Below are 14,068 nucleotides of genomic sequence, written 5' to 3' on the forward strand. Positions count from 1 at the left end.
CCTCATGTGTGATGAGCCCACTCACCACAACAGGCCTGCTTTTCCCGGTTAATGCTTTGCCATTACACCGATGAACAACGGTGATTGCAGGAACGCGCCTAGCCAGCGCTGCAACCCAGGGTAGGGCGCACTGGCAAACCAATCCCGATCCACATGGGCAAACTGCCGCACAAACGGTGCCAGGGCCATGTCCGCCAGGCTCGGATGATCGGCCAGCAAATAGGCGCGGTCCGTCAGTAACCCCTCCAACTTCTGCAAGAACATCTCACCCTCGGCCCGGTAATGCTCCATTGGAAATTGCGGGTAGCGTTCGGCGTACTTGTATCGATCCAAGTGATACTTGAAGCCTTGGTCGTTCTCGGCAATCAACGCCAATACCGCGGGATCACCCTGCAGCAGCCAGTCATCCGGATCGTGCCGGGCCAGCGCCCACTGCATGATTGCCAGGCTTTCGTCGATCACCTCGCCCTCCACACTCAACACCGGCACCGTGCCCTTGGGCGAGAGTGCCAGCATCTCGGCTGGCTTGGCCTTGAGGCTCACCTCGACGATACGTACCGGCACGCCGGCGTAGCGCAGGGCCAGGCGTGCCCGCATCGCGTACGGGCAGCGCCGGAACGAATACAGCAACACTTCGTTCACTTGACCTCCAGGGTGCTCAGGCCATTGCCCTGGCGCTTGACCTGAATTTGTACCGGAATCCGTTCGTGCATTTCCTGCACGTGGGAGATCACCGCCACCTTGCGCCCTTGGGCCTGCAAGCCGTCCAGGGCGTCCATGGCCAATTGCAGCGATTCCGGGTCCAGGCTGCCAAAGCCTTCATCGATAAACAGCGACTCGATCTTCAGTGTGCTGGAGGCCATCGACGCCAGGCCGAGTGCCAGCGCCAGGGACACCAGGAACGTTTCGCCGCCAGACAACGAATGCACCGAGCGCAGCTCATCGCCCATTTCCGTGTCCATCACCAACAGGCCGAGCATGCTGCCGCCGCGTTTGAGACGGTAGCGACGCACCAGCTGGCGCAGCTGCACATTGGCGTGGTGCACCAGCAGGTCGAGGTTGTAGGCCTGGGCGATCTTGCGGAAGGTGTCGCCGGTGGCCGAGCCGATCAGCGCATTCAGGCGGGCCCAGCGCTGCCACTCGTCATAGGCCTTGGCGATCTGCTCGGCGAAGGCCTGGTTGGCGTCCTGGCGGCGCTGGTCTTCGGACTGGCGCGCACGTAATTCGGCGCAACGTTTCTCGCTGTCGGCCAATTGCTGGTTGAGGACGGCCAGGGCACTCTCCAGTGCCTCGGCGTCGAGATTGCCGTTGTGCAAGGCCTGGTGGTCGGCGAGACGTTGCTCTCGTTCTTGCAGCAAAACCTTGGCCTGTTCGACGGCTTTTTCGCTGTGCTGCAGCTGCTGGCGCAGTTGGCTGACCTGGGCGTCATCGTAGCCGAGCAAACGGTTGAGGCCTGCGTCGTCAAGTTCCGGGTGCAGGGCGCGCCACTCGCTGATGCGGGTGTCGAGGGTCTGTTGCTCGGCCTGCAAGGCCTGTTCGCGTTCCTGCTGGGACTTGAGGTCGCCGGCCAGTTGGATCAGCGCGTTGTGGAGCGCTTGCAGTTGTTTGTTGGCATCGGCCTCGCTGTCGCGCGACTGGGTCACGGCCTGATCCAGGTGATGCTGCCACTGCTCGGCAGTGCTGTGCTCGCCGAGCAATGCGCTGAGCTTTTCCTGGCCGGCCTGTTGTTGTGCAGCCAGCTCGGTAACCTGCTGAATCAGTGCGTCGCGTTGTTGCTGGCGATGCTGCTGATGGGTCTGTTCTTTCTCGATGACCTGTTGACGCTCTTGTTGCTCGGCCAGCTCATCACGTTGATGGCCCAGCTGTTCAAGGCGCTGGCTGACCTGCTGGTCCAACTGCATGAACGTGGCGGCTGGCTCGGCGCGCAGACCTTCCAGGGTATCGGCAGGCAACAGGCCGGTGAACGCGTTCAGTTCCTGCTCCAGGCGTTCGCGGTCGCTGGCCAGTTCACGCTGCTGGTCCACCAGCAATTGACGCGACTGCTGGCTCGCTTCCTGGGCAGCCTGCAATTGTTGCTGCAAGCGGCCGGCATTTTGTTGCAGGTTGAGCAGGGCGCCTTGACGCTGCTCGTCCTGAGTGATGCTCTGGGTCAGTTGGCTCAGTTGCTGGTCAAGCCAGGCGCTACGTTTGGCGGCGTCCTGGTTGAACAACGCGGCGGCCAGCGGGTGCGCATCCAGGCTGGGTTTGAGTGCTTGCTGTTGCGTCGCCAACTGCTCCTGCTGGTGCAGGTATTCCTTTTGTTGGGCGATCAGGCCACCCACTTCACCGCGCAGCTCGGTGAGTGTCTCCTTGAGGATATCGACGGCTTTCTGCGCCGTGGCTTCTTCGTTTTCGTCATGGCGACCGAGGCTTTGCAGCAGGGCTTCGGGCTGGTGGTACGGGTGTTCATGGCTGCCGCACACCGGGCAGGGCTGATCGTCCTGCAACTGCTCGCGCAATTCCTCGACGCTCGCGCTGCGGGCCAGGCGCTGGCGTTCCAGCAGTTGCTTGGTCACGGTCAGGGTCTGTTCGGCAACGGTCAGCTCAGCTTTGGTCTGCAGGCCGGTCTGGTTCAGTTGCTCGCGCTTTTGTTGAGCATCGGTGAGCTTTTGCGTCAGTGTGCTGGCGTGCTGGTCCAGTTGCTGCTGGCTGTCCCACAGGCGCGTCAGGTCTTCGAAGGCGCGCTGCTGTTTGCGATTGTCCTGCAGCAGACTGGCCAGCAACTGGATCTGCTCGGCCACGGCGTGGGGTTCGGCGCCCGCTTCCTGGTACAGCAGGTCCAGCGCTTCGCGTTGCTGGGTGAACTGTTCGGCGGCAAGGGTGGCGCGCTGTTCCAATTGAGGCAGTTCGGCCTCACCCTTGTTCAGGCGATTACCGATCAGCACCAACTGTTGCAGGCGGTCGCGGTAGGCGTTCCAGGCATCGCCCAATGGCGCGAGGGCGGCACTGCTCTCAAGCTCGGCACTCAGGCGTTGCAGGCGTTCGGCGACCTGGCCCTGTTTTTCCTGCAAACCGTTGAGCAGGGCCTGGCCTTCGGCGCAGGCCTGTTCGTGCTGCTGTGTGTCCTCGGTGCGCTTGGCCAGTGCCTGGCTCAAGTGGGCGAGGGTGCTTTGCTGCTCAAATGCCTGGCGCAGCAACGGCACGGCATCGCCCTGGTTTTTCAGGGCTTGCGCCAATGCGCTCTGTGCGCTGGCGAGCTGTTGCTGGGCCTGTTCCTGGCGGGCAAGCAGGTCGGCTTGTTGTTGAATATGCAGCTGGATCTGCGCGGCCAGCGGGGTGAGCAGCGTGCTGAGTTCGGCCTGGCGGGCGAATTGATGACGTTGCGGTGCCAACTGGTCCAGGCGGCTCAGGTCCTGGCGTTGCGGCCCTTGGTTGTCCCAGTCGGACTGCGCGCGTTGCAGCTGTTCGTTAGCGGCGAGTTGGCGTTCCTGCCATTCACGCAGTTCTTTGAGCCAGGTGTGCTGAAGTTCAAGCTGCTTGAGTTGTGCTTGCTCGGCCTTGAGCTGTTGTTGCGCGGCGTCGAAGTGCTGATCCAGTTCGGCGCGGTCCTCGGGTGCCAGGGGCACCACGCCGGTGGCCTGGTCCTGCAACTGCTTGTGGGCGTCCCTGGCCTCTTTGGCCTTATCGAAGGCGCGCCGGCCGAGCTGGGTGTAGAGGGCCGTGTCAGTGAGTTTTTCCAGCAGTTCGCTGCGTTCGTTGTCGTTGGCCTTGAGAAAGGCGCTGAACTCGCTTTGCGCCAGCAACACGGCGCGGGTGAACTGTTCGAAGTTCAGGCCCAGGGCCAGTTCCAGCTGAGTCTTGTATTCGGTTTTCTGGCTGGCCAGCAATTGGTCGCTGTCCAGGTCCAGCAGGCTCTGGCGGCTGTTCTGCAACTTGCCGCTGGCCTTGTCGCGGGCGCGATTGGCTTCCCAGCGCGCACGGTAGCGACGGCCGTTGACGCCGACAAAATCCACCTCGGCATAACCGCCACCGGTGCCGCGCCGCAGCAGGGTGCGTGGGTCACCGATGGAAATATCGCTGTCGGCATCTGGCATCTTCGCCTGGCCGGTATCGCCCAGGCGTGGCACCGCGCCAAACAACGCCAGGCACAGTGCGTCGAGCAGGGTGCTTTTACCGGCGCCAGTTGGCCCGGTAATCGCGAACAACCCAGCACTGGCCAGGGGCTCGGCGGTGAAGTCGATCTCAAACGGGCCGGCCAGGGAGGCGAGGTTTTTCAGGCGGATGGCGAGGATCTTCATGGCTGTTCAGCCTCCTGTTGCACTTCCTGGAGCAGCACGGCGAAATCCTTCAAGGTCTGTTCATCCACTTCACTGCCGTAGCTGTCCTGCCAGGCACGGCTGAACAGTTCCTGGGGCGTGAGCTGGTCAAGTTCGATCAGGCGCTCATCGTCCGTGTCGTCGCTGCCGCGTTTGCCGGCGTACTCGGCGGCAATGCGCACCAGGCGCACGGCCTTGCCTTGCAGTGCGGTTTCGATCTGCTGGCGCAGGTCGGGCTGCGGCTCGTCGAGGCGCACGCGCACTTCCAGCCAGGGATGGCGCTGGGTTTCGGCGAGCAGGTCGACGTCTGGCAAGTCGGCCAGCGCCGTGAGGATGTCCGCCAGTGGGGCGGCTTCCAGGCGTTGCAGATCGACCGAGCGGGGGATCAGGATCGGTTCGACACTTACCAGGCATTGGCCCTGGAACGTCACGTCGAGAACCTGGTGTTTGTAGCCGATTTCGGAAAATGACAGTGGAATCGGCGAGCCGCTGTAGCGAATGCGCTCTTCGCCATTGACCTTTTGCGGCTTGTGCAAATGGCCGAGGGCAACATAGGCGACACTTCTGTCGAACAGTTTGGCCGGTAACGCCTCGGCATTGCCGATGATCAGGCTGCGCTCGGAGTCTTCCGACACCGAGCCCCCGGCCATGTGCGCGTGGCTGATGGCGATCAGCGCCTGGCCTTTTTTGCGCTTGGCGTTGGCGGCGGCGATCAACCCTTCATGCACCTGGCCGATGCCGTGCAGGTAATCGTCACCCAGGTGTGCCCCCGTGACTTCCGCCGGGCGCAGGAAGGGCAGGGCCAGGCACCAGGCGGCGACCTTGCCCTTGGCATCCGGCAGCGGGATTAGCAGGCGTTCGGCGTCCAGCTGGCCGTCATCCAGCCACAGCACGCGGCCGAGCGCGTGGGTACGCAGGCGACGCATCAACGGCGCGGGCAGTTCGATCCGCGAGCCGGAATCGTGGTTGCCGGCGATCATCACGATGGTCAGTTTCGGGTTTTGTTCATGGGCGCTGATGATGAAGTCATACAGCCGTTCCTGCGCCTTGAGCGGCGGGTTGACCGTGTCGAAGATATCGCCGGCGATGAGCAGCGCATCCGGCTGATGGTCCTTTAATTGGACCAACAGCCATTTGAGGAAACAGGCGTGTTCGAAGTCGCGTTCCTGGCCATGAAGGTTTTGGCCCAGGTGCCAGTCGGAGGTGTGAAACAGACGCAAGGCGAACTCCGTGGAAAAGATGAAAAGGAGGGGAGTTTACCTGTAAAAGCACACCTGGTGCCTGTGGGTGACACAGATCCAATGTGGGAGCGGGCTTGCTCGCGAAAGCGGTGTGTCAGTCAGTGCATTTTTACCTGGCACACCGCTTTCGCGAGCAAGCCCGCTCCCACAGGGGTTACGCGTGCAGGCAGTCCAGCGCTCGGTCGGCCAGGGCTCTGGCACTGTTGATCAGGTGCTCGGTGGCGCCCGCCATATGGCGCTGATCACTGCTTAGCATTTGGGTGGTGCCCGCAGCGGTCGCGGCTGCGCAACGCAGCAGGTCGCAGATCTGGGCGAGGGCGTCTTCGAAGCTGAGGTCGTGGTGCACGGTGAAGGTGGGCGGTGGACTGGGGACTATTTTGTTCATGAAAGTACCTACAGGGTTTGGAGCCATTCTTTTGCCGATCTCACACGTCAAAAGGTGGCAGCTATGTGCGGGGTGAGATACCGGACTTGTAGGCGCACCCGGCCAGACCGAAGTCTGCCCGCACACAGCTGCCATAGAGCATGTTGCTCGTGGCGCCTACAAATTCACGGGATCTCACACCCGATCGCTGATGTGCAGCGACGGAGCGAAGGCTAGCCAGTGGAGTGAGCAGGCGCAAGGCCGTGGGATTGTCTAGGAAACTTCCTGCAAATTAAAGCGATATGGATTGCTGGCCTTTGACAATGCATGTCAACCAAACGATGGAGATCAAGTGTGGGAGCGGGCTTGCCCGCGAATGCGGTGTATCAGTCGGTGTATCTTTATCTGACACACCGTATTCGCGGGCAAGCCCGCTCCCACATTTTTGATGTGTGTGGTGTCAGGGAGGTTGCGGTTACTTGGGGTAGAGCGGCGGCAAGCTCGTGGTATCCGTCGCCGGGTCTTGTTCACGCTCAGCCACCGGAATGGCCTTGACCGCACGCCACAAGTCTTCGCCCAGCCAGAAATGCCCACTCTCGCTGTACAGCGCACCATTCAACCCATCCAGCGCATCCGACAGCGGCACGAACCGCGCCGCCATATCGGCCAGCGTTTCCGGTTGCTGACGAGCCCAGGCGTCGAGGGCCTGGCGGGTGGCCTGCGGATCATTGGCCTGGGTGGCACGCTTGAGGTCGTCGAGCAGGGTGCGTGGGCTTGGGCCGGTTTGCGCGGCGCGTTGCACAGCGGGTTGGCGACGTGCGCGCCACCAGAGGCCAAATCCCAGCAATGTGGTGCAGGCGAGGATCAATGTGCTCAGTTGCCACAGCCACAGGCGTTCATCATCCGGCGCGGTGATCACCGTTGGCGTGGCGGGGGTATCCACGGCCAGGCTCGGGTTGATGGCAACCTGCAGGGTGCGGGCCGGCAAGCTGCTGCGCTCAAGGTGGTCTTCGTGGGTGTTCCACCACACCACGTCCACGGCAGGCAGCTCCAGGGCGCCGGCGCGGTTGGGCACCAGGGCTTCGCGGTCTTCACGGCTGCCGATCAGGCCGCGGTCATTGGTCTGGTTGCCGAGCACCGGTTGGTCCGGGTAGCGGCGCAAGCCGCTGATGTCGGTGCTGGGCAGGGCCGGCAGTTGCGCGCTGGACAGGCCCTCGGCCTTGACCGTGAGGCTGCGGGTCAGCGAATCGCCGACCTGCACGTGCTCAGGCTCCGGGTTCCAGTTTTCGCTCAGGGTCAGGCTGCGCGCCGGCAACCAGGGCGTATCCGCCGGGTACAGCGCGGGTTTGGGTTTGACCACCAGGGGCAACTGCGCAGAGCTGACGTGGATCAGCTTGCCGGGCTTGGTGCCCTGCAGGGTGTTTTCCTGGGCCGGGCGCGACTCCACCAGCGTCGCGCTGAAGGTCTGTGCCGGGATCGCCAGGGTGCCGCTGTGCTGCGGGTAAATCGCGTAGCGGGTTTCGATCACGCCATGGCGGATGCTGTTGATCACCTTCTCGTAGGTGCGCGACTCGCCCAACTGCTCCACGCGTGCATCGGCAATCTGCAAAGGCGTGAGGCTGCTGTCGTCATACAGCGACACCGAGTGGTACACGCGCACCGTCAACAGTGCCTGGGCCTGCACGTAGACGCTGGTCTGGTCGAGGTTGGCCTCGACAAACACCGGCGCCAGCTCGGCGGCGGTGTTCTGGCTGGCGGTCTCCAAGACTTGCAGGCTGATCGGCTGGGTCTTGTACTCGCCCACCTGCAGGGGTGGGATGACCACCGTGCCGTTTTCCTTGGGCAGCAGGGTGATGATCCAGCGTGTGGTGGCGTGGTTATCGCCACCCAAGGTGGTGAGCTGGTTGATCTGGCGGGTGCCGCTGACTTCGAACTGCGCATCCAGGGGCGCAAGGTCCGGCTTGCCGAACTGGGTGACATCGCTGGATTCCACCGTCAGTTCCACCGTTTCCCCGGAGTTGAGGCGGCTACGGTCGACGCTGGCGGTCAGGTTCGCCGCCTGGGCGTGGCCTGCCGACAAGGCGAGCAGGAGCAGTAGGGTGGTGCGGCGGCTCATCGAGTCTTGTCCTGATGTTGTTGCTGTTCGTACCAGAATTTGCGGCGCAGCAGTTCGCCGGGGTTGTCCGGGATCTCCCGCAGCCATTGCTCCAGGGCCTGGCGGTGTTCACCGTCGAGGCTGGCGTCATTGGGACGCAGCGGCGGGGTAGTGGTCTGTTCGTCGCCCAGCTCGCTGCCCGGTACCTCATTGCCCACGGTTTGCGGCGTGTTGCCCGTCTGGGTGTCGCCAGTGCCGGCTTCACCCTGGCCTTGTGACGACTGCTCGCCACCCGTGGCGTTTTGCCCAGTGGCGCCCGGTTGCGCAGTTTGGCCGGGTTGGGTGGTTTCGTCATCCTCGTTTTTTGCCGGTTCAGTGGGCTCAGGCTCGGCCTGTTCCTGCATCAGGGTTTCCACCAGCGCCTTGTTTTTCAGCGCCGGTTGCAGGTCGGGCTGGGCTTCGAGTGCTTGCTCGTAGGCGTCGATCGCCGCTTCCAGTTCACCGGACTTGGCCAGGGCATTCCCACGATTGTAGTGGGAGTAGGCGTCATTGCCTTCGGCGAAACGCTTGATAGCCTCGGCATAGTTGCCGGCCTCGTACAGCGCCACGCCTTGCCACTGCGGGTCTTCAAAGTGTTCGGCGGCTTCGGCGGGACGTTTTTTCTTCAACAGATATTGGCCTTGCTGATCCGGACGCAGCCACAGGTCCTGCAGGCCGAAGGCGTAGCTGGGTTGCGGTGCAGTCAACAGCAACAGCGGCAGGCAGAACAACCAGCCGCGCCGGCCAGCGCAAGCGGCCAGCAGCAACAGCGGCAGGAGCAGCCAGTAACCCTGGTCGGCCCAGGTGTCGAGGTGCAGCAATTGGCCGTCGTTGCGCAAGGTTTGCGGTGGGTCCAGCACGCCGAGCTGGCGCAGGTCTTTGTCGTCCAGGCGCGCAGCGCGGTAGCGGCCGCCCATTTCGCTGGCGAAGGCCTTGAGGGTCGGGCTGTCCAGGCGTGGCACCAGGATCGCGCCTTGTTCGTCCTTGAGGAACTCGCCGCTTTCCTGGGTCACCGGCGTGCCCTCACGGCTGCCGATGCCAAGGATCGACAAGCTCGGCGCCTGGCCGCTTTGCAGCAGCAGGCGGATGCCCTGGCGTTCCTGTTTGGACAGCGAGGAGCCGATCAGCAACAGGCGCCCCTGGCCGAGCCCGCCTTGCTTGAGCAGGCCAAGGGCTTTCTCGACAGCCAGGTCGGCACGGTGGCCGGCTTCGGGCATGATCGATGGGCGCAAGGCTTCCAGCAGGTTGCGGCTGGTGGCCAGGTCGTCCGACAGCGGCACCAGGGTGTGGGCACTGCCGGCATACACGACGATGGCGGTTTGCGCGTCGGTGCGCGCCTGCAACAGGTCATACAGCTTGCGCCGTGCCTGCTCCAGGCGGTTGGGCGGGCTGTCGGTGGCGAGCATTTCCGGGGTCAGTTCCAGCAGCACCACCAACGGGTCGGATGGCTTCTGACTGGACTGCTCAACGCGCTGCCAACTGGGGCCGAGCAACGCCAGCACTGCCAGTAGCCAGGCAATGCCGAGCACCACCCACGGCGTTTTGCTCTCACGCCCGCTGCCACCGCTGAGCAGGACGGCGTGGAAGGCCGGCGGCAGGATCATCTGCCAGCGCCCGGCACGCTTTTGCCGGTGCCACAGGTGCCACAGCAACCAGCCGAGCAACGGCAGCAGCAACAGCCACCAGGGACGGAACCAGTGCGGCCACAGGTCGATCATCGACGCCTCCGCAAACGCAGGCGCTTGAGGCGCTGGCGCCATTCCGGGTGTTGCTGCAGGAAAATCCCTTTGCTCGAGAGCCGGTTGAACAGCCGCTGCAAGGCGTTGTTCGGCCAGCGCTCCTGGATCACCAGCAGCATACTCAGCACCAACGCCAGGGCCAGCGGCGCGCTGTACAGCGCCAGGGCCGGGCGTGCCTGGGTGGGTTGTTGCTCGACGGGTTCGAGCTTGTCGAGCGTTGCCTTGATGGTTTGCAGTTCTTCGCCATCGCGGGCGCGGAAGTATTGGCCGCCAGTGGCTTCAGCGATGGCCTTGAGTGCAGGCTCGTCGAGGTCCAGGCTCGGGTTGACGCCGAGGATGCCCAGCGAGCCGGTTTGCTCGGGGTCGGCGCCGATGCCGATCGGGTAGATCTTCACGCCTTCTTCGGCAGCCAGGCGCGCCGCCGTGAGTGGGTCGATCTGCCCGGCATTGTTGGCGCCATCGGTGACGAGGATCAGCACGCGGCTCTGCGCCGGACGCTGGCGCAGGCGTTTGAGGGCCAGGCCGATGGCGTCGCCAATCGCGGTGTTCTTGCCGGCAATGCCGATGCGCGCTTCATCCAGCCAGGTGCGCACGGTGCGGCGGTCGAAGGTCAGCGGCGCTTGCAGGTAGGCCTGGCTGCCGAACAGGATCAAGCCGACGCGATCACCCTCGCGACCTTCGAGGAAATCGCCGAGCAGGTGTTTGACCAAGCTCAAGCGACTCACGTCTTCGTCTTGCCAGTTCATGTCAGGAAAATCCATGGAACCGGACACGTCTACCGCCACCAGCAAATCGCGGCCACTGGCGGCAATCGGCAGCGGCTCGCCGAGCCATTCCGGGCGCGCGGCGGCAGTCAACAGCAGTAACCACAGCACCACGAACGGCGCTTGCTGGCGCCAGCCCGGCAGGTTGACGCGCGCACGGCGACGAGCCAGGCCTTCGAGGTCGCTGAGGTAGCTGACTTTCAGGGCGGGCTCGCCGCTGTCGGCGGCCGGCAGCACCAGGCGCATCAGCCAGGGCAGAGGCAACAGGGCAAAGATCCACGGCCAGGCGAACTCAAACATGTTTGCGAATCCAGGTATCGACCGCTTGGGTCAGGCCGGCGATTGCCTTGTCGTCGAGTTTGCATTCGGGCTTGTAGGCGCCTTCCACCAGCACCATCCAGCGCGTGAGGCCGGCGGCGGGGCAGCGGTTATCGAGGAAGGCCAGCCATTTGCGGCCGTTGAGGGTGTGGCTCTGGCTGTAGGGGTAGTCGTTGCGGCACAGGCGCTTGAGCAGGCCATTGAGTTGCTGCAGCCAGGCACCGGCCGGGGCGCCGTCGTAGGGTTTGGGCATCAGCGCCAGTTCCGCCAGGGCGGCGATGCGCAGCGGGTCCAGCGGTTGTTCGGCGCGGGCGATGGGGCGACGGGTCGGCAGGAAACGCCGCAGCCACCACAGGCCCCACCCCAGCAACGGAATCACCAGCAGCAACAGCCACCAGCCCGGTGCAGGCGGCCAGAAACCGATGGCGGGCGGGGCGATCAGTGGCTGCAGTTGGTCAAGGCTGCTCATTGTTTTTTAACCGGGCGTTGCGGGTTGAGGTATTCGCGCAGTTGCTCGACCATTTCGCTCTGGGTGCTCAAGGGCATCAACAGTACGCGCAGTTTCTGCGCGAGCAGCTCCCAACGGGCAATGCGCGCTTCGGCCTGGGCCTTGTAGGCCTGGCGCAAATCGAAGTTGAGCGTGTCCAGTTCCAGCTGTGCGCCGCGCTCTGCGAAGCGCAGCAACCCGGCCGCGGGCAGGGCGTGGTCCAGTGGGTCGGAGATCGGCAACAGCAGCAGGTCGCAATGCCGTGACAGCAGGCTCAGTTGTTGCTCGGCACCTTCGGTCAGCGCGCGTTCATCGCAGATCACGATCACCAGGCTGCCGGGACGCAAGACTTCGCGGCCACGCCGCAGGGCCATGCCGAGGGCGTCGGCTTCGGGGCGGCTTTCGGTGCTCAGGCTCTGGTTGACGCGCACCAGGCGGTTGAGCAACTGCAGCAGGCTTTGCTTGCTGCGGCGCGGCTTGATTTCATAGTGCTCGTTGTCACCGAACACCAGCCCGCCGACGCGGTCGTTGTGCCCCAGCGCAGCCCAGCCGATCAGGCTGGCCGCCTGGGCCGCCAGCACCGACTTGAACATCTGCCCGGAGCCGAAAAACAGCCGGCAGCTTTGCTCCACCATGATGAAAATCGGGCGCTCGCGTTCTTCATGGAACAGCTTGGTATGCGGTTCCTGGGTGCGCGCCGTCACGCGCCAGTCGATGGTGCGCACGTCATCGCCAGCCTGGTACACACGCACTTGGTCGAAGTCGACCCCGCGCCCGCGCAGCTTGGAGTGGTGCAGGCCGATCAGCGGGCTGCGCTGGCTCGGCGTGGAAAACAGCTGCACTTCGCGCACGCGATGGCGCATCTCGATCAGTTCGCTGAGCGTGATGCGAATCCCGTCGCCGGTGTTCATGGGTTTCAAGCGACGGCAACGACGTCAAGAATGCGTTGCACCACACGGTCCTGGTCAATGCCGGCGGCTTCGGCCTCGAACGACAGGATGATGCGATGGCGCAGCACGTCGAACAGCACCGCCTGGATGTCTTCCGGGCTGACGAAGTCGCGACCGGCCAGCCAGGCATGCGCCCGCGCGCAGCGGTCGAGGGCGATAGAGCCGCGTGGGCTGGCGCCGTAGGCGATCCACTCGGCCATCTCCGGGTCGAACTTGGCCGGGGTGCGCGTAGCCATCACCAGCTGCACCAGGTATTCCTCCACGGCGTCTGCCATGTACAGGCCGAGGATTTCCTTGCGCGCGGCGAAGATCGCCTGCTGGCTGACGCGGCGTTCCGGTTTGGTTTCGCCGTTGAGCGCTTCGCCACGGGCTTGTTGCAGGATACGTCGCTCGACGGCGGCGTCGGGGAAGCCGATCTTGACGTGCATCAGGAAACGGTCGAGCTGGGCTTCTGGCAGCGGGTAGGTGCCTTCCTGCTCGATCGGGTTTTGCGTGGCCATCACCAGGAACAGTGGCGACAGGTCGTAGGTGCTACGCCCGACGCTGACCTGGCGCTCGGCCATGGCCTCCAGCAAGGCTGACTGCACCTTGGCCGGGGCGCGGTTGATTTCGTCCGCCAACACCAGGTTGTGGAAGATCGGCCCTTGCTGGAACACGAAACTGCCGGTTTCCGGGCGATAGATCTCGGTGCCGGTGATGTCGGCGGGCAGCAGGTCGGGGGTGAACTGGATGCGATGGAACTGCGCTTCGATGCCTTCGGCCAACTCTTTGATGGCCTTGGTCTTGGCCAGGCCTGGCGCACCTTCCACCAGCATATGGCCGTCGGCGAGCAAGGCGATCAGCAAGCGATCGATGAGTTTTTCCTGGCCGAGAATCTGCGTAGAAAGAAAGGTTCGCAGCGCAAGCAGCGCTTCACGATGTTCCATCGATGACGGTTCCTGGAGAGATGAGTCGGGGCATCGTGAAAAATGCCAAGGCCTGGGGCGTCTACTTTAATGCATCGAGGGGGGCGGCGACTAACGGAGTAACGGGTATTTTTGGCAATACTTGTAGGATTTTTGTGTGTAACGCACAAACAGAGGCACGCGTACTTTCTGTTGCGAACACCGTTACTGTGGGAGCTGGCTTGCCTGCGATGGCATCGCCCTGGTCTGACTGATAGACCGAGTCGCCCGCATCGCAGGCAAGCCAGCTCCCACATTTTATCGGCGGTGCGGTTTAAATCCGGGTGAAGGTGCCGGTACCGTTGAGAATGTTCTGCAAGGTCGCTTCAACCTCGTCCAGGTCGGAAGCGGCTGTGGCGTGGGTGATCTCCAACTGGTCCTTGCCGCCCAAGGCATCGGCATCGCCCGCGGCCAGTTCAACCAGCAGGGTCGTGGCGCCCAGAGTGACTTTCAGCCCGTCGAGGGTCGACGGTTCGTAATCCCAGGTCAGTTCCACTTCGTCCTCATCCGGGTAGCGGGTCAGCATGAACATCTCGCCGTTCTTGCCGTGGCAGCAGAGCATCGCCATGTTGTCTTCTTCGTCATCGCACGGGGTGACCATCAGTGCGTCGGTTTTCAGCTGCAGCATGGGGAATCCTGTCTGGGGTAGGGCGTAATGCGGGCAATTGTGCCATTGCGGCGAATTTTGTGCTGCATCCTGTGTCAGACCCAGTGCATGACCTGACGGGCACTATCAGTCATTTCTGGTACTCGCGGGCGTTGAAATAGCCGGTTTCTTTGCCGGATATTGCGGGTTGCCCAAGTAGCAACCCAGTGCCTGCTTACCGATGAC

11 protein-coding genes are annotated in these 14,068 nt (G+C 63.5%); all 11 read right to left on the minus strand.

Translation table 11 applies throughout. The features are described from left to right. Positions 1 to 48 precede the first annotated feature (48 nt). Positions 49 to 642: a glutathione S-transferase gene (locus CWC48_RS24270; protein WP_100490507.1), complete on the minus strand. Its 594-nt coding sequence runs from the start codon at positions 640 to 642 to the stop codon at positions 49 to 51. Then, positions 639 to 4,277 (minus strand): AAA family ATPase, encoded by a 3,639-nt coding sequence (locus CWC48_RS24275; protein ID WP_100490508.1) that lies wholly within the window; start codon positions 4,275 to 4,277, stop codon positions 639 to 641. The genes CWC48_RS24270 and CWC48_RS24275 overlap by 4 nt, the downstream gene beginning before the upstream one ends. After that, positions 4,274 to 5,515 carry an exonuclease SbcCD subunit D C-terminal domain-containing protein gene (locus CWC48_RS24280; RefSeq protein WP_078048755.1) on the minus strand — a complete coding sequence of 414 codons (1,242 nt, stop codon included), beginning with the start codon at positions 5,513 to 5,515 and terminating at the stop codon, positions 4,274 to 4,276. Before CWC48_RS24280 ends, CWC48_RS24275 begins: the two co-directional genes overlap by 4 nt. Before the next feature lie 175 nt (positions 5,516 to 5,690). Beyond that, positions 5,691 to 5,921, minus strand: coding sequence for a DUF6124 family protein (locus tag CWC48_RS24290; RefSeq protein WP_100490509.1), 231 nt, complete (start codon positions 5,919 to 5,921; stop codon positions 5,691 to 5,693). 454 nt (positions 5,922 to 6,375) lie between these two features. Beyond that, positions 6,376 to 8,016 (minus strand): BatD family protein, encoded by a 1,641-nt coding sequence (locus CWC48_RS24295; protein ID WP_100490510.1) that lies wholly within the window; start codon positions 8,014 to 8,016, stop codon positions 6,376 to 6,378. Further along, complete coding sequence (locus CWC48_RS24300; RefSeq protein WP_100490511.1) at positions 8,013 to 9,752, minus strand: tetratricopeptide repeat protein; 1,740 nt, start codon at positions 9,750 to 9,752, stop codon at positions 8,013 to 8,015. Before CWC48_RS24300 ends, CWC48_RS24295 begins: the two co-directional genes overlap by 4 nt. Beyond that, positions 9,749 to 10,837 (minus strand): VWA domain-containing protein, encoded by a 1,089-nt coding sequence (locus CWC48_RS24305; protein WP_078048750.1) that lies wholly within the window; start codon positions 10,835 to 10,837, stop codon positions 9,749 to 9,751. Before CWC48_RS24305 ends, CWC48_RS24300 begins: the two co-directional genes overlap by 4 nt. After that, a complete protein-coding gene (locus tag CWC48_RS24310; protein ID WP_025857779.1) occupies positions 10,830 to 11,324 on the minus strand; it encodes a DUF4381 domain-containing protein in 495 nt (164 codons plus the stop codon). Before CWC48_RS24310 ends, CWC48_RS24305 begins: the two co-directional genes overlap by 8 nt. Then, on the minus strand, positions 11,321 to 12,253 hold the full coding sequence (locus CWC48_RS24315) for a DUF58 domain-containing protein (protein ID WP_099491580.1): 933 nt from the start codon (positions 12,251 to 12,253) through the stop codon (positions 11,321 to 11,323). The genes CWC48_RS24310 and CWC48_RS24315 overlap by 4 nt, the downstream gene beginning before the upstream one ends. Positions 12,254 to 12,258: 5 nt before the next feature. Beyond that, a complete protein-coding gene (locus tag CWC48_RS24320) occupies positions 12,259 to 13,218 on the minus strand; it encodes a MoxR family ATPase (protein ID WP_003174327.1) in 960 nt (319 codons plus the stop codon). A 292-nt stretch (positions 13,219 to 13,510) separates the two neighbouring features. Further along, positions 13,511 to 13,864, minus strand: coding sequence for a hypothetical protein (locus CWC48_RS24325; protein WP_100490512.1), 354 nt, complete (start codon positions 13,862 to 13,864; stop codon positions 13,511 to 13,513). Between the last annotated feature and the right edge of the window lie 204 nt (positions 13,865 to 14,068).

The organism is Pseudomonas sp. S10E 269 (assembly GCF_002798465.1).
In the GTDB taxonomy this organism is placed as follows: domain Bacteria; phylum Pseudomonadota; class Gammaproteobacteria; order Pseudomonadales; family Pseudomonadaceae; genus Aquipseudomonas; species Aquipseudomonas pergaminensis.